General features: G+C 36.0%; 18 protein-coding genes and 4 tRNA genes. 13 read left to right on the forward strand and 9 right to left on the reverse strand.

Annotated elements, in window-relative coordinates; translation table 11 throughout:
* Positions 1-180 precede the first annotated feature (180 nt).
* From ACFOWA_RS18190 to dapF, 5 genes are all read right to left on the reverse strand, one after another.
* The gene (locus ACFOWA_RS18190) at positions 181-3072 is read right to left on the reverse strand and encodes a DEAD/DEAH box helicase (RefSeq protein WP_378987971.1); all 2892 of its coding nucleotides are present in this window, start codon (positions 3070-3072) and stop codon (positions 181-183) included.
* 220 nt (positions 3073-3292) lie between these two features.
* Entirely contained in the window at positions 3293-4693 is a 1401-nt protein-coding gene (locus tag ACFOWA_RS18195) for an efflux transporter outer membrane subunit (protein WP_378987974.1), read from the reverse strand.
* A gap of 12 nt (positions 4694-4705) precedes the next feature.
* Positions 4706-7885, reverse strand: a complete 3180-nt coding sequence (locus ACFOWA_RS18200; protein ID WP_378987977.1) for an efflux RND transporter permease subunit — start codon at positions 7883-7885, stop codon at positions 4706-4708.
* 45 nt (positions 7886-7930) lie between these two features.
* Positions 7931-9100, reverse strand: coding sequence for an efflux RND transporter periplasmic adaptor subunit (locus tag ACFOWA_RS18205; protein ID WP_378987980.1), 1170 nt, complete (start codon positions 9098-9100; stop codon positions 7931-7933).
* A gap of 473 nt (positions 9101-9573) precedes the next feature.
* Positions 9574-10362: a diaminopimelate epimerase gene (gene dapF, locus ACFOWA_RS18210; RefSeq protein WP_378987983.1), complete on the reverse strand. Its 789-nt coding sequence runs from the start codon at positions 10360-10362 to the stop codon at positions 9574-9576.
* Positions 10363-10658: 296 nt separating this feature from the next.
* Here dapF and ACFOWA_RS18215 point away from each other — a divergent pair, with 296 nt between their 5' ends.
* Both ACFOWA_RS18215 and ACFOWA_RS18220 read left to right on the forward strand, forming a co-directional pair.
* On the forward strand, positions 10659-12203 hold the full coding sequence (locus tag ACFOWA_RS18215; RefSeq protein ID WP_378987986.1) for a trypsin-like peptidase domain-containing protein: 1545 nt from the start codon (positions 10659-10661) through the stop codon (positions 12201-12203).
* 330 nt (positions 12204-12533) lie between these two features.
* Entirely contained in the window at positions 12534-12725 is a 192-nt protein-coding gene (locus tag ACFOWA_RS18220; RefSeq protein WP_010599638.1) for a cold-shock protein, read from the forward strand.
* Between the two features lie 81 nt (positions 12726-12806).
* On the opposite strand, the gene ACFOWA_RS18225 is transcribed toward ACFOWA_RS18220, so the two are convergent.
* A complete protein-coding gene (locus tag ACFOWA_RS18225; RefSeq protein ID WP_378987989.1) occupies positions 12807-13211 on the reverse strand; it encodes a GxxExxY protein in 405 nt (134 codons plus the stop codon).
* A gap of 416 nt (positions 13212-13627) precedes the next feature.
* Between ACFOWA_RS18225 and ACFOWA_RS18230 the strand changes: the two genes are divergently transcribed.
* The 4 genes from ACFOWA_RS18230 (at position 13628) to ACFOWA_RS18245 (ending at position 17839) form a co-directional block, all read left to right on the forward strand.
* Complete coding sequence (locus tag ACFOWA_RS18230; protein WP_378987992.1) at positions 13628-14308, forward strand: succinate dehydrogenase cytochrome b subunit; 681 nt, start codon at positions 13628-13630, stop codon at positions 14306-14308.
* 17 nt (positions 14309-14325) lie between these two features.
* Complete coding sequence (locus ACFOWA_RS18235) at positions 14326-16305, forward strand: fumarate reductase/succinate dehydrogenase flavoprotein subunit (protein ID WP_378987995.1); 1980 nt, start codon at positions 14326-14328, stop codon at positions 16303-16305.
* A 119-nt stretch (positions 16306-16424) separates the two neighbouring features.
* Entirely contained in the window at positions 16425-17195 is a 771-nt protein-coding gene (locus ACFOWA_RS18240; RefSeq protein ID WP_123204768.1) for a succinate dehydrogenase/fumarate reductase iron-sulfur subunit, read from the forward strand.
* Positions 17196-17332: 137 nt separating this feature from the next.
* A complete protein-coding gene (locus tag ACFOWA_RS18245) occupies positions 17333-17839 on the forward strand; it encodes a GNAT family N-acetyltransferase (protein ID WP_378987998.1) in 507 nt (168 codons plus the stop codon).
* On the opposite strand, the gene ACFOWA_RS18250 is transcribed toward ACFOWA_RS18245, so the two are convergent.
* The 3 genes from ACFOWA_RS18250 to era form a co-directional block, all read right to left on the reverse strand.
* A complete protein-coding gene (locus ACFOWA_RS18250) occupies positions 17814-18344 on the reverse strand; it encodes a GNAT family N-acetyltransferase (RefSeq protein ID WP_378988001.1) in 531 nt (176 codons plus the stop codon). The two genes, ACFOWA_RS18245 and ACFOWA_RS18250, sit on opposite strands and share 26 nt — an antisense overlap.
* A gap of 246 nt (positions 18345-18590) precedes the next feature.
* Entirely contained in the window at positions 18591-19892 is a 1302-nt protein-coding gene (der, locus tag ACFOWA_RS18255; RefSeq protein ID WP_123204770.1) for a ribosome biogenesis GTPase Der, read from the reverse strand.
* Positions 19893-20023: 131 nt separating this feature from the next.
* On the reverse strand, positions 20024-20920 hold the full coding sequence (era, locus tag ACFOWA_RS18260) for a GTPase Era (protein ID WP_378988004.1): 897 nt from the start codon (positions 20918-20920) through the stop codon (positions 20024-20026).
* A 114-nt stretch (positions 20921-21034) separates the two neighbouring features.
* On the opposite strand from era, the gene ACFOWA_RS18265 reads away from it, so the two are divergent.
* From ACFOWA_RS18265 to ACFOWA_RS18295, 7 genes are all read left to right on the forward strand, one after another.
* Positions 21035-21110: transfer RNA gene (locus tag ACFOWA_RS18265), tRNA-Met, on the forward strand.
* Between the two features lie 81 nt (positions 21111-21191).
* Positions 21192-21263 (forward strand) — tRNA-Glu (locus ACFOWA_RS18270).
* An 88-nt stretch (positions 21264-21351) separates the two neighbouring features.
* Positions 21352-21427: transfer RNA gene (locus tag ACFOWA_RS18275), tRNA-Met, on the forward strand.
* 81 nt (positions 21428-21508) lie between these two features.
* Positions 21509-21580, forward strand: a tRNA-Glu gene (locus tag ACFOWA_RS18280).
* A gap of 249 nt (positions 21581-21829) precedes the next feature.
* A complete protein-coding gene (locus tag ACFOWA_RS18285; RefSeq protein ID WP_378988007.1) occupies positions 21830-23047 on the forward strand; it encodes a site-specific integrase in 1218 nt (405 codons plus the stop codon).
* Between the two features lie 25 nt (positions 23048-23072).
* Positions 23073-23708 (forward strand): DUF6922 domain-containing protein, encoded by a 636-nt coding sequence (locus ACFOWA_RS18290; protein ID WP_148042761.1) that lies wholly within the window; start codon positions 23073-23075, stop codon positions 23706-23708.
* A gap of 11 nt (positions 23709-23719) precedes the next feature.
* Positions 23720-24376 carry a nucleotidyl transferase AbiEii/AbiGii toxin family protein gene (locus tag ACFOWA_RS18295; protein WP_378988012.1) on the forward strand — a complete coding sequence of 219 codons (657 nt, stop codon included), beginning with the start codon at positions 23720-23722 and terminating at the stop codon, positions 24374-24376.
* Positions 24377-24587 lie beyond the last annotated feature (211 nt).

Here is a 24587-nt window from a genome sequence, read left to right on the forward strand (position 1 = left end):
ATCTTTGCTTCTGTGGCAATTTATTTTGAGTATTAAATGTATTTAATTTCTGCGAAAATCTGTGCTTCTGTGGCAGCTCTTTTTAGCTTAGCGCTAACAATATTTATTTTCTGCGAAAACCTCTGTTTCTGTGGTAAACTTTTTTCGATATAAATAACAAATTACTTACATCACACTAACTTACCTCAAAATATCTCTTATATCATCTTTGCTTAACGATTTAAAGAAACTTTCTTCTGTGGTGATTAAAGAATTGGCTAGAGTTTTTTTTCTATTCTGTAGGGCAAGAATTTTTTCTTCAACGGTATCTTTAGCAATAAATTTATAAATAAACACCTTTTTATCCTGCCCAATGCGATGTGTTCTATCAATTGCTTGTTGTTCAACTGCCGGGTTCCACCACGGGTCTAAAATGAAAACATAATCTGCTTGCGTAAGATTTAAACCAACACCACCTGCTTTAATCGAGATTAAAAAAACCTTTAAATCTTCATTCTGCTGAAACTCAGAAACGATTTCGCCACGATTTCGGGTTGAGCCATCTAAGTATGCAAATGGAATGTGTTCTGCTTCAAAATGCTTTTTAAAAATATCCAAGTGCTTTACAAATTGCGAAAAAACCAATACTTTATGTCCGCCCTTAAGCACGTTATCTAAAGTATGAATTACGTTTTCGAATTTGCCTGAATCGGAGATATAGCTTCCATCAATCATAACCGGATGATTTGCCAATTGACGCAAAGCTGTTAAACCCTGCAATAATTGAACTTGTTTTTGCTTAAAAGTTCCATCATCCATGCTTTGGAGTAAATCGTTTCGATAAGCCGATTTTGTTTTCTCATAATAGGCAGCTTGGTCTTCACTCATATCGCAATAAATTACCTGTTCGGTTTTTGGTGGCAATTCGGCTGCAACTTGTTCTTTAGTTCTTCTAAGTACAAAAGGCTTTATAATTGATTGAAGTTTTCGAGCTTTCTCCTCATCTTTTTTCTTTTCAATGGCTTGTACATATTCCTCGTAAAAAAATGCTTGCGTACCCAATAAACCTGGGTTTAAGAAAGTAAGCTGCGACCATAAATCGCCAACAGAATTCTCTACCGGTGTACCACTTAATATTAATCTATGTCTTGATTTTAAACTTCTAACAGCTTTAAACGATTTTGATGCAGGATTTTTAATGTTCTGGCTTTCATCTAAAATAACATAGTTAAAATAGAAATTTTTCAAGTCATCAACATCAACTCTCGTAACACCATAAGTTGTGATAACAATATCGTAGTTGGCAAAATTTGCAACATCTTTATTTCTGTTGGTTCCTGTATGTGCTAAAATTTTAAGCTTTGGTGTAAATTTTTTTGCCTCGGTTAACCAGTTGTAAATTAGCGATGTTGGCATTATAATTAACGATGTAGTTTGCGTTTCAGCTAATTGATCATCTTCTTTAACCTTTTGCAACATGGCCAGCGTTTGAATGGTTTTACCTAAACCCATATCATCTGCCAAGCAGCCACCAAAGTTATATTCTCTTAAAAAACTAAACCAGTTGTAACCTGCTTTTTGATAATCACGCAAACTACCTTTAAAATGTACAGGCATTTGTGTATCGGCAATATCTTCAAAATCATTTAGGCGTTGAAGCTTGCGTTCTAAAGTTACATTTGCTAAACTGTCTTCTGCTAAATCGTTAATTAAGCCGATATGATGTTTCTTCAGTTTTAAATTTTTTCCAGCTTCTGCCAAACTAAATAAACTGCCATATTGCGTAAACCATTTATCAGGAATAATGGCTACTTCACCATCTGGAAGCATAAATTCTCTGCGTTTATGCAGTATATGTTGTTTTAAAGAAAGAAACGGAATTTGGTATTTTCCAAACCAAACCACGGCATTGATATCAAACCAATCGTTACTTTCTTTAACTTCTAAATCTATTTTACTGGCGCCAAAAACAAATCGTTTCTGACCAGTGGCTTGTTCGATTTCAAAACCCGAAGCTACCAAAATTTCAATGTGCTCATTTACCCAATTTATTGCTGCATAACTTGGATTTTCTTCTGCGGCTAAAACTTCGAGGTTACTGAATAGAGCACTTGCTTTTTTAAGTCCGAGGGATAACAACAGGTTTAATTGCTTTTTCTCCCATTCTGCAGAGCGTTTTATACGATGAAAAATGTAGTTGTCATCCTTATTTTCTAGGCGAACTGTAACTTTATGTGCGTTTTCTAAAGGGAAAACGTATTCACCGTACTTAAAATAAAGCTGTATTTGTGATAATCCTCCATCAACATAAAAAATTTTTAACACCGGAATGGCTTCGTATTGTTCGGTCTTAATTTCAAAACCTTCTGCATAAACGTGGTGCTTTTCTATTAATGGGGCAACAAATTTTTCAAAATAAGTTGCCTCTGTTGATTTGGGTATTGCAATGTATCTTTTGGCTAAAAAGGGTTGTAATTTTTTACCTTCAATATCTTGGTCGAAAAAGTATAAAACACCATTAAGCAATAACCAGGCAGGTTTATTGCTGATAATTTGCGCCTCTTTAAACATAAATTCGATGCGCAGATTTTGATATTTAATGGTAGGAAAATATCGAGTTTCTGTTTCGTTCCTTCTAAAATGGAACAGGATAGATGCTGGTTCAGAAGCAAGCTCTATTTTGCGTTCTACCGGCCAACCATCTTTATCCATTAAATAAAGTTCATCCTTAACTTTTAAAATTTCTAAAGCTTCTGCAAGTTTTTTTTCAATTTTTGGTCGAACACTTTCGTAAAACTTTGCATCGAAAACTTTTGTGAAAAATTCTGTTGGTCTGATTAATTTTTTATAATGTTTTTTGATGAGCGAATCTTGTTCAATATCATCTAAAATTTTAATTAATTTATAATCCGTTTCGCTTAAACAAGCATTAAATTCTTCAGCGGTGTGCGTAAAAATCCTTTGATAAGTAAAAGAGAAATCGCCTTGAGGATTGAGCTGAACCACGTGAGGTTCAATTAAATAGCCTAAATACTCATGCTTGCACAAAGAGTAAACAACTTTACAGTTTTTAGAGCTATCGACGCGTAACATTGTTTGAGTTAAAATTTTTTGCAAGCTAGCAGCTCGAAAAACTTTAAACTTACACTATTTTAGTGTTACATCAAAAAATTAGGTAAAATAGCGATGAAATGTGATAGTTTTTAGACTATGGTTAGCTAGAAAGAAGAGACTTCTATAATACCCAACAAGAAAGCCTATGAATAATTTGATTCATAGGCTTTCTTGTTTCTTTTTTACTAATTAAAAATTTTTATTTCCATCCACCGCCTAAAGCACGATACAATTCTACTACAGATTGTAGTTTTTGCAATCTATCGTTTATGCCATTCAATTGTGCGGTTAACAAACTTTGCTCTGATGTTAAAACATCGGTATAATTTGTTGCCGAACTGTAGCGCAATAATTCTTTAGTAAAATCTACAGCTTTGGTTAAAGATGCGATTTGTTTAGCTCGGGTTTCTTCTTTTTCTGCTGCTGTTTGATAAGCATACAAAGCATTAGAAACTTCTTGTCCGCCGGTTAAAAGCGCCTGCTGAAAAGTATAAAAAGCAATTTGCTGATTAGCCTCTGCAGTTTTTAAACGCGCCTTATTAGCGCCTCTAGCAAAAATTGGTTGAGTTAAACCACCAACTAAATTATAAAAGATAGATTGGCTGAAAAAATCCCTCAATTGCAAACTCGATAATCCGCCTGTGGCCGTTAAAGTTAATGCCGGATAAAAATAAGCTTTAGCAGAATTTGTATTTTCGAATGTAGATCTAAATCCATATTCTGCCGCGATAACATCAGGGCGATTTTGCAAAAGCTGTGCAGAAACACCAGTTTGTAAATTAGTGTAAGGCGATTGCTGATCTAAAGTAGTTCTGCTGATAAATCCCGGAGCACGTGCTAAAACAATGCTCAATGCATTTTCTGCTTCTTTAATACTTCTTTTTAAATCAGGCAAAGTAACCTGCGCAGCATATAAATTTGCTTCGCTTTGAACAACAGCAGCTCCATTTACTATTGCACCTTCTTTTAAAGCCTTCATTGTCTCCACATCCTGCATCCTAATTTTAATTGTTTGCTCGGTAATTGCCAATTGTTTATCCAATGCTAATAAAGAATAATAGCTATTGGCAATGGTTGCAATCAGCTGAGTTTGTACCGCCCTTTTGGCAGCATCACTCTGTAATAAAGCTGCATATGCACCACGTTTTGCACTACTCAACTTACCCCAAATATCTGCTTCCCAGCTAGTGCTTAACTGTGCTCTATAAGTTTGTGTTTCTAAGTTAATGTTTATCCCGGCAGGAAAGTTTTGTGCCGCAGCCGATGCTTTATTATCGGTTACATTCACATCTGCTTGCAAGGTAGGCAATAAAGCTCCGCGACTTTGAATTAAAGTGGCTTCAGCAATTTTTATACGCTCAATGGCTTGCTTCAAATCTAAATTTTGATTGAGGCCTTGCTGAATGAGTGATTGTAAAGTTGTATCAGAAAACAAATTTTTCCATTGCAAATTTGCCATGGTAGTTGTATCCGTTGTGTTATTATCTCTATACAAACCATCACTATTTAGCTGTGGGCGTTCATATTTTTTAGTAACACATGCACTTAAAGTAAGTATGGTAAGACCAATAAAAATTGAATACTTATATTGAAATTTCATGTTTTGATTTAGTTAATGTTTATTATTAGCCGTTGCTAATTCATATTCTTCTGGCGTTTGTTCCTTTTCTATACCTTCTTCAAATGGCGATTTATTGCTAATTCTTTCTTGAAGACTTTGGAACACGATAAACAATGCCGGGATTACGAACACGCCAAACAAAGTACCTATAAGCATACCACCTACTGCACCAGTACCAATTGATTTATTACCAGATGCACCAACACCTGTTGACAACATTAATGGAAGTAAACCTAAAATAAAGGCAAAGGATGTCATTAAGATTGGTCGTAAACGTGCTGTTGCTCCATCGATTGCAGCGTTAACAATGCTCATGCCTTTTTTTCGTCTATCCACCGCATATTCAACGATTAAAATGGCGTTTTTAGCGAGCAAACCAACAAGCATAATCAAGGTAATTTGTGTATAGATGTTGTTATCAATGCCAAATATTTTATCAAATACAAAAACTCCAGCTAAACCAATCGGAAGTGAGAATAATACAGCCAATGGCAAAATATAACTTTCGTATTGAGCAGCCAATAAGAAGTAAACAAAGATTATACAAAGCAAAAAGATAAATACAGTTTGATTTCCACCACTTATCTCTTCGCGGGACAGGCCTGAAAATTCATATCCATAACCAGCTGGTAAACTTTGTGCTGCAACTTCCTGTACTGCTTTTAATGCATCACCAGAACTGAAACCCGGATTTGGGTTACCAGTTATAGCAATCGAAGTGAATAGATTAAATCGAGATATCGCTTGTGGACCATAAACCTTGGTTAAGGTAATAAATTCAGAAACTGGAGCCATTTGACCGGCACCATTTCTAACAAAAATCCGGGTTAAAGTTTGTTCGTTTGCACGATATTCTGCATCTGCCTGATACATAACTCGGTATTGTTTTCCGAATTTGTTAAAGTTTGATGCATAAACACCACCATAATAACCTTGCATTACACCTAAAACATCAGCAACTGTTAAGCCAGCTTGTTTTACCTTAGCAACATTAACATCAATTTGATATTGAGGGAAATTTGGGTTAAATGAAGTTGAAGCATATTGAATTTCTGGTCGCTTGCTCAGTGCGGCTAAAAAGCCGTTACCGATATCATTAAACTTTTTAATATCACCACCAGTTTTGTCTTGCAACTGGAATTCAAAACCACCACTTGTACCAAAACCCTGGATGGTTGGAGGTGCGAAGAAAATGATTTTGGCTCCTTTAATATTCGCAGTTTTTGCAAAAAGTTCACCAATAATTGCTTTCACATCGCGTTTACGCTCATCCCATGGCGATAATCGTGAAATTACCATACCATAAGAACTACCTGTACCACTAATAAGACTTCGGCCAACAACTCTTAATGTGTTTTTTATTTCAGGTATTTTGTGGGCAATACTATCAATTTGTGCAATTAAGATGTTGGTTTCTTCTTGAGATGTTCCCGCAGGTAAGGAAATATCAGAATATATAGTTCCTAAATCTTCATTGGGTACAAAGCCTTTTGGTGTAGTATTCATTGTCCAAACCAATAAAACGGCAAAGAATGCAATGCCTAAACCCACCAACCATTTTTTATGAGATAAGAAACCAACCGATTTTTTGTATTTTCTGGTTACTGCATCGAAAGAAGTATTAAAAGCATCGTAAAAACGATTTAAAAAGTTCTTCTTTTTCTCATGGTCTTCGGTATGCGGTTTTAAAAACAAAGCACATAAAGCCGGACTTAAAGTTAATGCGTTAATTGCAGAAAGAATGATGGAAATAGCAAGCGTTAAACCAAATTGCTTGTAAAATACTCCTGATGAACCCTGAATAAAACTTACCGGGATAAATACTGCAGCCATAACCAAAGTAATGGAAATAATGGCGCCGCTAATATCATCCATTGCATCAACAGTCGCTTTTTTGGCATCGGTGTAGCCTTCATCAAGTTTTGCATGCACGGCTTCCACAACAACAATCGCATCATCCACCACAATACCAATAGCGAGGACTAAAGCGAATAAAGTTAATAGGTTTATGGTAAAGCCAAATAGACTGAGGAAGAAAAACGTACCAATAATTGCCACCGGAACACTAATTGCCGGAATTAGAGTTGACCGGAAATCCTGTAAGAAGATAAATACAACCAAAAACACCAAAATGAATGCTTCGATTAGGGTGTGAATTACTTTCTCGATTGATGCATCCAGGAAATCATTTACGTTAACCAAAGTAGAATAATGAACGCCTTTTGGAAAAGATTTTTGAGCTTCATCTAAAGTTTTAATCGAATTTTCTATTACTTCTTTTGCATTCGAACCAGCAGTTTGATTGATAGCGATACCTAAAGCTTGTTTGCCATTAAATTTAACTGAACTGGCATAACTTTGTGCACCTAACTCTATCCTTGCAATATCTTTTAAACGAAGAATTTGTCCGTTATCTGCAGTTTTAATAATGATGTTACCAAACTGTGCTTCATCTTTTAATCTACCCGTATATTTTAAGGTATATTGGAATGCCTGGTTACCCTGCTCACCAAACTGACCTGGTGCTGCTTCTACGTTTTGGTCGGCTAATGCTGCATTAACATCACTCGGTACTAAACCGTAAGTTGCCATAACATCTGGCTTAAGCCATAAACGCATGGTATAATCAAGCGTACCGAAGGCACTTGCATCACCAACACCACTAATACGTTTAATTTGTGGAATGATGTTGATGTTCGCATAATTCTGCAAAAATTTCTGGTCGTAAGATGGATCATCACTATACAAACCAAAAATTAACACATTACTTGCTTGTCTTTTAGCCGTAATAACCCCCGATTTTGTAACCTCAGCGGGTAATAAGCTGGTTGCTCTGGCAACCCTATTCTGAACGTTAACCGCCGCTAAATCAGGGTTTGTACCCAACTTAAAATTGACGGTGATTGATGCAGAACCGTCATTACTAGCGGTTGAAGTCATGTATGTCATGTCTTCTACACCATTTATTTGTTCTTCTAGCGGTACAACAACGCTACTCATTACTACATCGGCGTTGGCACCTTGGTATGATGTAGAAACCTGCACCGTTGGTGGCGCAATTTCTGGATATTGTGAAACCGGAAGCGTAGCTAAACCTAAAACACCGAGAATAACGATGATGATGGATATAACCGTTGAAAGTACCGGTCGTTCTATAAATTTCTTAAACATAATTGTTGATGATTAAACAAATTTTACGATTGCTCGCTTGCTTTGTTATTTTTTGATTTCAGCATAAACAGAATCGGCACTTTTTATTTGTGGCTTAATTTTCACACCATCTTTTAGCGATTGAAAACCTTCTAATACAATCTTATCTCCAGCTTTTAAACCTTTAGTTACCACGTAAAATTTATCCTTAGCCAAATCCATAATTTCTATTTCTGTGTTCACAATTTTTGCCGAATCGCCTACAACATAAACGAATTTCTTTCCTTGTAAATCAACCGTTGACCTTTGAGGAACAAGAATTGCGTTTTCAACCTTTTGAGGAATTCGTACTGATGCACTTGCACCAGATTTTAGTAGAGAGATTGGATTTGGAAAAGTTGCACGTAAACTCGCAGAGCCTGTAGCTGTATTTATTTGGCCATTAATCGATTCGATTTTTCCATTTTGAGCGTAAACTGTTCCATCGGCAAGTAGTAAACTAACTGCTGGGATATTTTTCATTTGCTGTGCTAAGGTATTGCCTTTGTAGGTTTTAGAAAAATCTAACAACTGCTTTTCATTTAATGAGAAGTACGCATAAACTTTTGATGTATTTGAAACCGTAGTTAATGGTTCGGTGCTAGAGCTACTTACCAAACTACCTGTTCTAAAAGGAATGCTTCCAACCACGCCATCAACAGGACTGGTAATTGATGTATAACCCAAATTTACTCTTGCATTGGCTAAAGCTGCCCTTGCTTGCGCTAAAGCTGCTTTCCTACTTTGAAGGGTTAATTGAGCTGCATCTAAATCATATTTGCTAATGATGTCTTTCTCAACCAAAGGTCGGGTTTTATTTACCTGCAATTGTGCTGCATTTACATCTGCTTCTGCACTGCTAATTGCCGCCCTTGCCGTTCTAACCTCTTGTTCATATTGCGGAGCCATGATGGTAAATAACAATTGTCCTTTTTTAACTACCGAACCTTCATCAACCAGTATTTTTTGAATAAAACCATCAACTTTTGGGCGGATATCTATATTCTGAATACCTTCTAAAGTTGCGGGGTAATCTGAATTAAGTTCTGTTGTTTGTGCATTAACAGTAAAAACTGGGTAGGCTTGTGGACCAGCTGCGGCTGCTGCTGCAGCTTTTTTGGCCTCATCATCATTTCCGCAGGATGCTAAAAGCAAACCAATGCTTATGCTAAAAAAGAGAGTTGTTACTTTTCTCATGGACTATTTTCTGTAATGTGTTAAATTTTAATTTCCAGGTTTCGAAAAAATCGAAATAAATAAATGCTTCAATTATTGCGAATTGTTTCCAAAAATAGAGCCTAAAAAAAAATAAATCTGTCCAAATTCTGTCATTTAATCAATCGATTGATTTATTTTTAGATTATGGATCATTTAAATATACTTTAAATCGTTGTTTAATAAGGATTTGTGTGGTTTTTTAGGCTAAAAATGAGTGTGTAAATTAATTGCGACAGATGTTAATTAGTGTAAAACTGGGATTAAAATGAGGGTAAATGTTTAGTAAATAAGTCAATTTTTTGATAGAGTTAGTGTTAAAAATACACCGATTATACAAGCTGATTGGATTTTTATTTGAGACTTTGATTAAAAAACCTAATGCTAACAAATAACATTTAACCTTTCTTAAGAAATTCATCTATAAAAAATGAATGGATTTAACTCAGCGTGTACTAAATGCTATCAATCTCTCCCTCAAAAACTAATTTTGCGGGACCACAAAGGAAAACATTGGTAAATTTAAATCCATCGTAGTCAAATTCTATTTTAATATCGCCACCCAATACTTTTATATCAGTTTTGATATGTCCACTTTGATTTTTATGCTTTGCCATCGCCATTGCCACCGCTGTAACTCCGGTACCACAGGCATAAGTTTCATCTTCTACGCCTCGTTCGTAGGTACGCACAAATAAATAATCACCTTTATCCTCAACAAAGTTTACATTAATGCCCTTTTCAGCGTAGGTAGAATTGTATCTTATTGTCTTTCCCTTAGAAAAGACATCAAAATTGAGTAAATCACTTTGTAGTGCAACATAATGCGGAGAGCCAGTATTTAAAATAAAAGCCTCACCGTCCTTGGTTATGGTTTCAACATCAATCATTTGCAAATCAACCCATTCTCCCGATTCTGAAATTCTGGCATAGTGAGGGCCATCAACTGCCAAAAAGTTAGTTTCTTTAGCTATAATACCTAAATGTTTGGCAAAAGCAACAATACATCTTCCTCCATTACCACACATACTACCTAATTTTCCATCGGCATTAAAATAGTGCATTTCAAAGTCGTATTTTTCGTGTTTAGTAACAAACATTAATCCATCGGCACCTATACCAAATCTACGGTTGCAAAGCCGCTCAATTAGTTCACTATCAATATTTTCTAATGGATTTGCGGTATGATCTATTAATATAAAATCGTTACCTGCACCTTGATATTTTAAAAAATTAATTTTCATGAAACCTTCATTTATAAATGCAATATTTGAGTTGCAATAATTAAGTCCTGAGCCTACGATAATTGATTTAACATTTTTTAACAGAGGTTGAGGTGCTTTGCAGATACAAATATCGTTTATATGGTATTAAATTTGAATAAATAGGAGAAAGAAATTATTACAAAGAAAATTGAACTTGATAATAAGCAAAACAAATGGCTAGCAATAAGTCTTATAATTAATCAAGCTTAAAGAATTTATATTAAACTTTTTAAAAATTTTAAATCGCTATTGAGCACATAATAACATACAAACACATGAAAAAAATATTAGGAATTACATTATTGGCTGCTTTTGTAGGTGGAGCAGCTGCAATAGGAGGTTATAAACTATTTGAGCGTAACCAAACAGGCAGTACAATTTCTGAAAAACAGAATTTATACTTTGCAAACAATCCATTAAAAGTTTCATCTGCAGGTACAGCAGATTTTACACAGGCCGCAGCAGCAGTTGCACCTGGGGTGGTTCACATTAAAACAACATATACATCTTCTTCAAAAAGCCAAAGGTCATCACCGATGGATATGATGGAAGATTTCTTTGGTGGCGGCGGCAGACAAATGCAACGCCAGCCAAGAGCAGCATCTGGCTCGGGTGTAATTATTAGTCAGGATGGTTATATAGTTACCAACAACCACGTTGTAGAAAATGCAGACAAGGTAGAGGTAATTTTAACAGATAGACGCAAAGTGGAGGCTAAGGTTATCGGTCGTGATCCGAACACTGATTTGGCTTTGATTAAAGTTAACGCTACAGGTTTGCCAGTAGTTAAGTTTGGTAATTCTGATAATGTCCAAGTTGGCGAATGGGTTTTAGCAGTTGGCTTTCCATTAGATTTAAATACAACGGTTACTGCAGGTATTGTAAGCGCTAAAAATAGAAGCATTGGTATTATTGGTCGCGAACAAGAAGGTAGCGAAATTACTGAAGAAGAATATCGCGAATATCAACGTACCGGTAAAAGACCGGATCGCCCTGCAAATACAAGTATAGAATCTTTTATACAAACAGATGCGGCAATTAATCCTGGTAACAGTGGTGGTGCTTTAGTTAATGCAAATGGCGAATTGGTGGGAATTAACTCCGCAATTGCATCTCAAAGTGGTTACAACCAAGGTTATGGTTTCGCAATACCAGTAAATTTAGCTCGTAAAGTTGTAGATGACTTTATGAAATATGGTTCAGTTAAACGTGGTTACATTGGTGTGAGTTTCGTTCCATTAAGTGCAGATAATCCTGCTGAAATAAACAGCAAAGAAGTTAGCGGCTTATATGTTAACGATGTTGTTGTAGGCGGTGGCGGCGCTGCAGCAGGAATTAAGGCAGGTGACGTAATTAAAAAAGTTGATGGTGTAGTAATTAACGATTCACCTGATTTGCAAGAGAAAATCGGAAGGTTAAACCCTGGTGATAAAGTAAAATTAAGTGTTCTTAGAGATGGAACTTTGAGAGATTTCAATGTTACTTTGAAAGATGAATCTAGCTTAGGTGGAAACACTAAAACTGCAGCAACAAAGAGTGTTGAAGTATCTAAATTAGGTGCAACATTTGTTCCTGCTACAGCTGCGCAAAAATCTAAATACGGAATAAATAGTGGGGTTGTTGTAAGTTCGGTAATTACTGGAAAAGCTTTTGATAACATTGGTGTTGAGAAGGGATTAATTATAACGAAAGTAAACGGTCAACCAGTTAATTCTGTTGGCGATGTTCAAAAAGCATTACCACAAACCAGAAACAATATGATTTATATGTCTGGTGTAAGTGAACAAGGAACATTTAATTTCAGTTTCCCTGCACAATAAGTTATAGTTTGAAAAATTTGAAAGCTTCCTGAGGTAAAATTCAGGGAGCTTTTTTTGTTGATAACATCGGTGCATTGACTGAGATTGCTTATGCGAAGAGTGCTCAATTTTAGTATAGAATAGATGAATGTATCAAAATACAACCTATTTCGGAAGTGATTAATGATGTAATCTTCAATTACAGTGTATTTTATGAAACTAATTTACAGGAGAAATGTGCTGTTAAATGCCAATCAATCAATATTTTGATAACATTTTTAAATTAAAAAAATAAAAAATTGATTATTAGGGATTTAAGTTTATCTTTGAAACAAATTAAAATACAATATAATGCAACAAGGAACAGTAAAATTTTTTAATGAAACTAAAGGTTTCGGATTTATCACTCCATCTAATGGCGATGCCGAAATTTTTGTTCATGCTTCAGGCTTAATTGACAACATTCGTGAGAATGATACCGTAAACTACGATGTAGAAGAAGGTAGAAAAGGCCTAAACGCGGTAAATGTTAAAGTAGCTTAAGAAAACTCGAACACATAAATCGTAAAAAGTCCCGATACAAATCGGGACTTTTTTTTGTGCTTAAATTTTTGACAGTATGTTTTAATCTTTCAAAATATTGTAGAAATTGCTGACAAATGGCTTTAAAGATTTTGTAATATTATCTGTATAAAAATTAATAATAAGACCTTGCGGTGCACAAAGTAACTTCATGTAAGTCAATATCTGTGCTTCATGAATTGGAAGAATATTTTCAACGGTCTTAAGTTCTACAACAATACAATTATCAACATATAAATCTACCTTCAAATCAATATCTAATTCTAATCCGTCATATTCAACTGGTACAATGGCTTGTTGTATTACGTGATGACCATTTCTTTCAAGTTCAAACTTTAAACATTTTTCATAAACACTTTCTAGAAGTCCCGGTCCCAACGCCTTATGAACTTTTATAGCATAGCCCGTAATATCGTAGGATAATTGTTTTACTTGTCTTTTAGTCATAGAGTTATTTAAGTGGAATTTTTATAATTGTTATTTGATCTGAATTTTTAATATTAAGGCAGTAAGGTCTTTTTTTAAAAAGGCTATGCTAATTAAGTTGAATTTTTAACATTAAGGCATTAAGATTTTTATAAAAAAGCCTTTTAATAATTCATGTGTGAAATATCTCAATGCCTTAATGTTTCATTTAAAAGTTTTTTACTTCATCGTCACATCATATTTTAATGTCTAATATATGTCAAAAAGATTTTTTACTCAATATAGGAATAATTTTCATTTCCTAACCTTATCTTAATCTACGTTGCTTTAGAATGTTTCTAAATAGATTATTTATGGATGTTTTGTCATAATCGTTTATAAATTGTAACTCATAATTAGATACTTTTGCAAGAAATTTAGATATAAATCCTAATCAAATGAGTGGTTTCGGAAATGCTTTTTCCTCTTCTATTGGAAAGAAATTTATTATGGGTGCTACAGGAATATTCCTGATACTCTTTTTAATTGTACACTGCGGTATCAATGCTTTGATATTTATCAATGATGGTGGTTTAACATTCAATATTGGTGCTCATTTTATGGCAACAAATTGGATAATCAGAGCTGGTGAAATTGTATTGATGTTAGGCTTGCTTACACACATTTTTCAAGCGTTACGACTAACATTGGAAAACAACAAAGCTCGACCAATCAAATACGCCGTAACTGATGGCCAAGCAAATAGTAAATGGTATAGCCGCTCTATGGGTTTGCTTGGTACTCTATTGCTTATCTTTTTAGTTGTTCACTTAAAAGATTTTTGGGTAGTTTCTCGTTTTACCGGTATTCCAACGGTTGATGCAAACGGACACGAAGATTTATATGCGGTAATGAAAGATAAATTTCAAGACCCACTTCGTGTTGGAGTCTATATTCTAGCAATGGTTTCATTATGTTACCACTTATTGCATGGTTTTGCTTCAGCATTCCAAACTATGGGGTGGAATCACTCAAAATATAGCGGCATAATCAAAGGTGCAGGTGTTTGGTATTCCATTATTATTTCGATTTTATTTGCTGCGATGCCGATCGCATTTCACTTCGGTTTTATTCAATAATTTTAAGCACGAAAGATATGTCAGATATTAATTCAAATATACCGGAAGGCGAATTAACCAGTAAATGGACAAAATTTAAGTCGTCAGTGCCTTTGGTTAATCCATCAAATAAAAGAAGTATAGAAGTAATCGTTGTTGGTTCTGGTTTAGCTGGCGCTTCTGCCGCAGCTACGCTTGCCGAAATGGGTTATAAAGTTAAATGTTTTTGTTTCCAGGATTCTCCGCGTAGAGCGCATTCTATCGCTGCTCAAGGTGGTATTAATGCAGCAAAAAATTATCAGAATGATGGCGATAGCACTTATCGTTTATTTTATGATACCATAAAAGGGGGTGATTATCGCTCTCGCGAAGCTAACGTACATCGTTTAGCAGAAGTAAGTACAAATATTATTGATCAATGTGTGGCGCAAGGAGTGCCTTTAGCCCGTGAATATGGTGGTTTATTAGATAACCGTTCATTTGGTGGTACACAAGTTCAACGTACCTTTTACGCTGCTGGTCAAACCGGGCAGCAATTGTTACTAGGTGCATATTCTGCTCTTGAACGCCAAATTGGTATGGGTAAAGTAGAAATGTACACCCGCCACGAAATGCTTGAGGTTGTTAAAATTGATGGTAAAGCTCGTGGTATTATTGCTCGTAACTTAATTACTGGAGATATCGAACGTCATTTCGGTCACGCAGTAGTTTTAGGAACTGGTGGTTATGGTAACGTATTTTACCTTTCTACCAATGCGATGGGAAGTAATGTAACTGCAGCTTGGAAAGCACATAAGCAAGGTGCTTATTTCGCAAATCCTTGCTACACGCAAATTCACCCAACTTGTATTCCTGTATCTGGCGATCATCAATCAAAATTAACATTGATGTCTGAGTCGTTACGTAACGATGGTCGTATCTGGGTTCCTAAAAAGAAAGATGATAACCGCAAGGCATCAGAAATTCCTGAAGATGAAAGAGATTATTATTTAGAACGTCGTTATCCTGCTTTCGGTAACTTAGTGCCTCGTGATGTTGCTTCTAGGGCAGCAAAAGAGCGTTGTGATGCTGGTTATGGCGTAGGTGCTTCTAAATTGGCTGTTTATCTAGATTTTAAGGCAAACACAGAACGTTACGGTAAAATCGAAGCTTCTAAAGCGGGTATCCATAATCCGGATAAAGAAACTTGCATGCGCTTAGGTACTGCTGTAATTAAAGAAAAATACGGTAACCTATTTGACATGTATGCTCAAATTACAGGAGAAAATCCGTACGAAACGCCAATGCGTATCTACCCTGCAGTACACTATACTATGGGTGGTTTATGGGTTGATTATAACTTAATGACATCTGTTCCTGGTTTGTATTGTACAGGTGAGGCTAATTTTTCTGACCATGGCGCCAACCGTTTAGGTGCATCGGCACTAATGCAAGGTTTGGCAGATGGTTATTTTGTTCTTCCTTATACAATTGGAGCATATTTATCTAATGAGATATCTGTAAAAGCAATCTCTACAGATCATCCGGCATTTGTTGAGGCAGAAGAAAGGGCCAAGAATATTTTAAATACTTTAATCAATATAAAAGGAACAAAGTCTGTAGATCACTTCCATAAACGTTTGGGTCATATCATGTGGGAACAATGTGGTATGTCTCGTAGTGAAACAGGTTTAAAACAAGCGATTGAAGATATCAGAGCTTTGCGGGCTGAGTTTTGGAGCAATGTTCGTGTTCCTGGAACAGCGGATGAATTGAATACTGAATTGGAAAAGGCTGGTCGTGTTGCTGATTTTATCGAGCTCGGTGAGTTGATGTGTATCGATGCATTGGATCGTAAAGAAAGCTGTGGTGGCCATTTCCGCGAAGAATACCAAACGGAAGAAGGTGAAGCATTACGTGATGATGTTAACTATGCTTACGTAGCAGCTTGGGAATTTAAAGAAGGTGTAAACTTCGAGCTTCACAAAGAAGAGTTGAAGTTTGAAAATATTAAAGTAGCACAAAGAAGTTATAAATAGATGTGAGAATTGAGATATGAGAAACTAGATATGAGATATGAGATAAGGCAATTGCCTAATGCTCAAGTCTCACATCTCAAGTCTCGCATCTCAAGTCTAGCATCTCAAATCTCAATATCATGAGTACAGGAAATATGAACTTAACGCTAAAAGTTTGGCGTCAAAAAAATAACAAAACTGCAGGTGCTTTGGTTGATTATAAATTAGCTGAAATTTCGCCAGATATGTCTTTTTTAGAGATGTTTGATGTATTAAACGAGCAGTTAATTAACAAAGGTGAAGAACCGGTAGTATTTGATCATGATTGCCGCGAAGGTATTTGCGGAATGTGTTCGATGTTTATTAACGGTCGCCCGCATGGACCAAAAGACTTGGTAACAACTTGCCAGTTACACATGCGTTCTTTTAAAGATGGTGATACCATCGTTGTGGAGCCATGGCGTGCTGCAGCTTTCCCTGTTGTTAAAGATTTAACTGTAGATCGTTCTGCATTTGATAGGGTTATTGCCGCTGGTGGTTTTATTTCGGTAAACACTGGTAATGCACAAGATGCGAATAGCTTGCCTATCCCTAAAATGCAGGCAGATGCAGCTTTTGAAGCAGCAGCTTGTATTGGTTGTGGTGCATGTGTTGCTACGTGTAAAAATGCTTCGGCAATGCTTTTTGTTTCTGCTAAAATATCACAATTGGCTTTGTTGCCTCAAGGTCAGCCGGAGCGTTACCGTCGTGTACAAAGCATGGTTGCCCAAATGGATGCTGAAGGTTTTGGTAACTGTACAAACACAGGCGCTTGCGAAGCAGAATGCCCTAAGGGAATTTCGTTAGAAAACATTGCTAGAATGAATCGTGATTTTGCTTCTGCAAAATTCGTTTCAGAAGAAACAATTTAACAATATACTGTGTATCCTGATGCAAATCGGGATTATTAAGCCTCAATTCGTTGGGGCTTTTTTATGCACTAAATATTTAGAGCTAAATTTGGAGGAATCCAAATCTAAAATTTAAATTTGTTTGTCATCATTGCAATATGTTAGAAACGGATAGACTCATTTTACAGCCACTCAACCACAATCAACTTTTAAAATATATTAAGAATGATAATTCTTTGGAAGAAGAGTTAAACCTTAAACCATCTAATAAAGTAATATCATCTTCACTAAAAGAAGCTTTATCGCAAACGATTCTACCAAATGTGATAGATGAAAATAAGAATTACTTGTTTAATACCTTATGGACTCTAATATCAAAAGCTGATAATATAATGATTGGAGATTTTTGTTTTGTCGGCGAGCCCGATGCCAACGGCGAATTGGAAATCGGGTATGGTACTTATGAAGAATTTAGAGGGAAAGGATATATGACAGAAGCCGTTGCCAGAATGATAAAATGGGCGAAAGAACAACCAGCTGTTAATACAATTTCTGCATCAACAGAAGTAGATAACGTGGCTTCTTATTCTATATTGGAGAAAAATAGTTTTGTAAAAGTAGCTGAAGGTGAGGGTATGTTTACATGGAAGCTGCAACTTCGTTAACCTCAATTTCAAATAGATTTAAACTAATGCCTTCATAATGTTTAGGTAAGCCTTCGGTTTGCTCCATTGTTACCGTACCAGCAAAACTGAAACCACAACTTGTGTAATATTCTAAAAGCTTATCATTATCAGCCCAAGTATCCATTCTGATAAATTTTATTCCATTCATAGGCGCAAACAATTTTCCCCATTTAATAATTTCTTTTACAAAAGAATAGCCGCGGTAATTTGGATGAGTTACAATCCGATGGATGTAAACCGAATCTTTATCTCTATCGCCCCAAATTAATTTATCATTGAAAGTTACTGCAAAAATGCAAGCCACTTTATCATCAACCAGAATTTTGTATTGCCTGTGCTCTGCTATTTCAGTTTCAATTAGTGCCTTACTGAAACCTTGCCAATGTTTATTAAAAACTTTCTTCTGATGTTCTACTGCCATATCATAAAACTGAAATATGGTGTTTATATCTGATGCTTGGCTGTTTAATACTTCGATTTGCATGCCGCGAAGATAAGAATTCAGCGTTAAATTATTTGGACCTACTTACCTTAGGTTTTTTGCTCGTCATGCTGAATATAGTTCAGCATCTTAAATGCTAAGCCGATTTACTATTAAGACCCTGAAATAAATTCAGGGTGACGGCAGGTTGTGGATGGACTTAACAAAAAAGCAGGGCTGCTTTCCATATGGAATGCTAGCCCTGCTTTTTAAAATTTTTATGCTTAAACTTTTTTCTGATTGCTATGCTTATTTCTGTCTGAAATAAATTTGAATTGGTGCACCAGAAAAATCAAAGTTCTCTCTTAGTTTGTTCTCGATGAAACGTTTATAAGGATCTTTAATGTACTGTGGCAAGTTGCAGAAAAATGCAAACATTGGCGAAGTAGCATTAATTTGAGTAATGTATTTTATTTTAATGTGCTTGCCTTTTAATGCAGGAGGTGGAAATTTTTCTATCAGAGGCAACATCACATCATTTAACTTCGATGTAGGTACTTTTTTGCTTCTGTTTTTATAAACTTCTAAGCCAACTTCAATCGCTTTAAAAATACGTTGTTTGTTCAAAACAGAGGTAAATACAATTGGCACATCTGTAAATGGGCGAATGCGTTCGTGAATTTCTTCTTCAAAAGCTTTCATTGTTTGAGTATTTTTCTCAATCAAATCCCATTTGTTAACCAAAATAACAATACCTTTTTTGTTTTTTTCTGCAAGGTGGAAGATGTTAATATCCTGGCTTTCTATGCCTTCAACGGCATCAATCATTAATATTACTACATCAGCCTCTTCAATGGCTTTAATGGTACGCATAACCGAGTAAAACTCAAGATTTTCTTTAACCTTTGTTTTTTTACGCAAACCCGCTGTATCAATAAGCATAAATTCATGACCAAACTGGTTGTAGTGAATTTTTATTGAATCGCGGGTGGTACCAGCATTTGCCGTAACGATGTTTCGTTCTTTGCCAATTAATGCATTTACTAAAGATGATTTCCCAACATTCGGGCGACCAGCAATTGTAATTTTAGGCAATTGATTTTCCTCTTCTGGGATGTCTTCAAAATGCTTTACAATTTCATCCAACAACTCTCCCGTTCCAGAACCCGTCATTGAAGATAGTGGGAAAACTTCACCTAAACCAAAACCATAAAACGTACTGATTTCACTATGTAGAGCCGTATTATCAACTTTATTTGCAGTTACAAAAACAGGTTTGTTACTGCGGCGTAAAACCTGAGCAATATCATCATCTAAATCGGTAATGCCTGTTGTAACATCAACCATAAAAATAAGCACGCTGGCTTCTTCAATGGCAATTATTACTTGTTCACGGATAGCTGCTTCATAAACATCTTCTGAGTTTGCAACATAACCACCTGTATCAATTACAGTAAATTGTCTGTCTGTCCATTCTGCGGTACCGTAATGTCTATCGCGGGTTACTCCGCTAATGTCATCAACAATTGCTTTACGACTTTCAGTTAATCGATTAAAGAGGGTGCTTTTGCCTACGTTTGGCCTGCCTACGATGGCTATAATGTTACTCATGGTGTTGTTTATTGATAGTTAATGGCTTATAGTTAATGGTCGGGATGTTTAGGCAAGCTGCCTAAACGATTTGGCTATCAGCCATTGACTATCAACTACTAACCGATTTATTTCGGGCTGCAAAGGTACGGTTAATTATCGTAACCAAAGCTTTTTAGGTAGTTCTTTTTGCTTCTCCAGTCTGGAATAACTTTCACAAACATTTCTAAGAACACCTTTGTATCTAAAAACTTTTCAATTTCTATTCGGGCTTCAGTTCCAACTTTTTTAAGCATACTACCAGCAGTACCGACAAGAATATTTTTTTGCGAATCTCTTTCTACTACAATTTCGGCAGTAATTCTTATCATAGAACCCTTGCCATTTTTCATTTCTTCCTCTTTAAAGCTTTTTACAATAACCTCTGTGCTGTAAGGAATTTCTTTCTGGTAGTTTAAAAATATTTTTTCACGGATGATTTCTGAAACAAAGAAACGCTCTGAACGATCGGTGTATTCTTCTTTATCGTAATAGGGTGGATGTTCTGGCAACATTTCCAAAACTCTATCCAACAATCCATCCACATTATGGTTGTGTAAAGCAGAGATGGCATAGATGGCAACAGGATTTAACTTCTCTTGCCAGTACGCAATTTTCTCATCAACCTGCTCTTGCAAAGCCTTATCTATTTTGTTTATCAGTACAATTGTTGGAATATTTTTATTCAGGATTTTTTCTAAAACATCTTCTTCATCATGCGCTTCATTTATATCAGTTACGAATAAAAGTACGTCAGCATCGGTTAAAGATCCGTTAACGAAGCTCATCATACTCTCCTGTAAACTGTATTTTGGCTTGATAATACCCGGTGTATCAGAGAAAACTATCTGATAATCATCTTCATTTACGATGCCTAAAATGCGATGTCTGGTGGTTTGTGCCTTAGGCGTAATGATGCTAAGTCGCTCGCCTACAAGCACATTCATAAGGGTTGATTTACCAACATTTGGCTTACCTATGATACTAACAAAACCTGCTTTATGCGCCATTAAAATATTTATTAAAAAAAATTTGCAGCACAAAGAAACGAATTATATCTTTGCATTCCAATTCGGAAATAGAGTTAAGGATTTAATTCAGCATTAAAAACGAGTTGTATAGAGTGCGGGGTGGAGCAGTTGGTAGCTCGTCGGGCTCATAACCCGAAGGTCGCACGTTCGAGTCGTGTCCCCGCTACCATTAGAGTGGTAAGTTTTAAGTAAAAAGTTATAAGTTAGGTTTAACTTACAACGTAAAACTTTCAACTTTAAGCTTGAAAATGGCCCGTTCGTCTAGGGGTGAGGACGCCAGATTTTCATTCTGGAAACAGGGGTTCGATTCCCCTACGGGCTACGAACCGCTTGAAAGTAAGGCGGTTTTTTTTATCAGTTTCAGTTCTGTAAAAATTGATGGTTGGTATTCCATATAAAATACAATATAATGCGGGGTGGAGCAGTTGGTAGCTCGTCGGGCTCATAACCCGAAGGTCGCACGTTCGAGTCGTGTCCCCGCTACCATTAAAGTGGAAAGTTTTAAGTAAAAAGTTATAAGTTAGATCTAACTTACAACGTAGAACTTTCAACTTAAAACTTAAAGATGGCCCGCTCGTCTACCGGTTAGGACGCCAGATTTTCATTCTGGAAATAGGGGTTCGATTCCCCTGCGGGCTACGAGAATCAATATCAAATGATGTCAAAACCCTGCAAATCAAGCATTTGCAGGGTTTTTTATTAATATCAAAGTCGCAAAATATGCATCAAATCACAATAAAAATGTGTGAAATTCGGTGTGTATCAAAAATTGATATCAGTACGCACCGAATCATCTTCAACAAGCTGAACATCAACATGTTCAATCACCAAACATCTTGATAGAAGAGTTCTGCAATCTTACTTTTGTTTCACTCTAAGTAAGTAATTATGAAAAGTAATTTCAATCTGCTTTATTATCTAAGAAAGCAAAAAGTCTACAAAGGCGGCCCAAGGGTCATTTATCTACGTATAACCGTAGATGGTAAGCGGGCAGAAATGTCTATTGGCCGTGATTGTGAATCCGAAAAATGGAACAGCTCTGCAGGGCGTGCCATTGGCACAACTAAAGATGCCAAAATCCTCAACAGTTATCTTGATAGCCTTCGGTTCAAGATGAGAATGGCCCATCAGGCATTAATTGACTCTGGCATAGAGGTGACAGCAACCAGTTTGCAGGGACAGTTTACAGGCAAATCCGAAAAAAGCAGATATTTATTGTGCCTATTTGCGGAACATAATGCGAAGATGAAGGAATTAATCGGGAATGGCTTTGAAGCCAATACACTCAAAGGCTACGTTACATCTGAAAGACATTTAACAAATTTTATCCAAAAAAAATATCTACAGGATGACATTCAAATCAGTCAGCTGAATTTTGCTTTTATTAATGATTTTGAATATTATTTAAAAGCAGACTGTAAGTGCACAGGTGTATCTGCTGCAAAGTACATTAAACACCTTAAAAAGATCGTCAATCACTGCATAGCAAATGGTTGGTTGAAACAGGCACCTTTTATTGCATATAAATCTACAGCAAAGGCCAAAGAACGTACCTATCTGACCCGAGAGGAAGTAGATAAGATCTCAGCCAAAAAATTTACAATCAGTAGGTTAGAACAGGTCAGAGATATTTTCATTTTTTGTTGCTTTACGGGATTATCTTATGCTGACGTTAAGAAACTGAAACATTCAGAAATCGCTTTAGGAATGGATGGAGAAAAGTGGATATTTACCAAGAGACAAAAAACTGATACTTCATCCCATATACCAATTTTACCCGATGCACTTGAAATATTAAATCGCTATAAGGACAATCCTGAATGCGAAAGCAGAGGTTTGGTTTTGCCGGTATCAAGCAACCAGAAAGTAAATGCTTATTTAAAGGAAATCGCGGATATTTGTGGTATAGATAAACATTTGACCTTCCATCTGGCAAGACATACATTTGCAACCACAATAACGCTTTCAAATGGAGTGCCCATTGAGACAGTTAGTAGACTACTCGGACATACAGCATTGAAAACTACTCAGCACTATGCGAAAGTTCTTGACATTAAGGTTAGTCAGGATATGAGCAAGCTCAAGGAGCAGCTTAGGATTAGTTAGGGTCTGTTATTCTGGAATCGAACAAATGAAAGCCCAAATATCTTTTGTGGCTTTCAACTTCACTATGTGCTTTGAAATTGATTTCAACCAAATTTCACCAAAAACTGGTAAATATTTCAGAATATTAGTCTATTTAATGATTTTTCATATTTTTGCAATGATGAAAGGCTCAAGACAAGCACGTGTGGTACTGGTACAGTGGAAAAGATTCACTGGAATTGAATTGGATGTTTTTTCTAGTCTCAGAAACTTCTGCGACAGCTATCCCGATTATAGTTATCATACCATCAGTAACTACCTGTCAAAAAAGAAAGAGCCTTTTGAAAATGATCAGATACGAATCGAGCGGAAACCAGTTTTAGCGAAACTGTCTAGGCCCAACCTCCCTAAGAGCTTGTTCTGGGATATGAAGTATTCCAACATCAATTGGCAGCGTTCTTATCGGATTGTTATTGAAAGAGTGATAACAAGGGGCGAAGAAAATGATTGGGAGGAGCTTTTAAGATTCTATGGTCAGGAGAAAATCGTGGATACGCTGAAAAATGAAATTGCTTCTCTTCCCGAAATCATAATAGACAAAGTATGTAAATATTTCCAGTTGAATAAACATCAACTGAAATGCTATATAAAAATACCGTCACAACAAACACACTGGATTTAATCCAAAAATTAATGAACGATCCAAAGCTGGAACAATTTTTTCTGGTTGGAGGAACCGCATTATCATTAAAAATCGGACACAGGATATCCATTGATATTGATTTATTTTCGATACAGAATTTTGATCCCAAAATCTTGCAGGATCATCTTCTTTGGAATTACGGTTCCAATTTGAAAGTAATTGGTACAGGTGCATTAATGGGCTTAATTGATGGAGTCAAAGTTGACTTTATTACCCATCCCTATCCAAATATACGGCCTATCGAAAACATCGAAGGGATCCGAATGGCATCATTGCAGGATATTGCAGCAATGAAACTAAATGCCATTGTTGGGAGCGGAGAGCGTATCAAAGATTTTGTCGACTTATATTACCTGCTCGAAAAACTCAACTATTCCGAAATGCTCAATCACTACTATCAAAAATATCCGAATGTGACCATAGATATGGCCAACCGCTCTGTAGCCTATCACCATCAAATCAATATGGAAATTCCAATAGACCTTATCGATGGAAAACTTCAATGGCAGAAAGTAGCGGATAAGTTGATAAATACATCAAGCCAATTCGGCACTGAAGCGGAAAATGAGCGAAACATCTATTCAGGGTTGAAGCTAAAGCATAATAAAGAAGATGACATGGGTAAAGATCATGGAATTAGCAGGTGAGTTTAATTGGCTTCATTTCTCAAGAATTAATGATAAATGGTTTTTTTTGCTCAAAACTTGATTAAGAAACTCAATGGAAAGGACAGTAATTTATGATTTTAGAAAATAGCTTATCCCTTTAGTACCATCGGTTTAACTGGGTGTTGTTAAGGGTACAAAGATATCTCCCTTGACGAATCTAATTTCAAAATGTTCAAATAACCCGCCAAAG

It is taken from the genome of Pedobacter lithocola (assembly GCF_042650845.1).
GTDB lineage: Bacteria > Bacteroidota > Bacteroidia > Sphingobacteriales > Sphingobacteriaceae > Pedobacter > Pedobacter lithocola.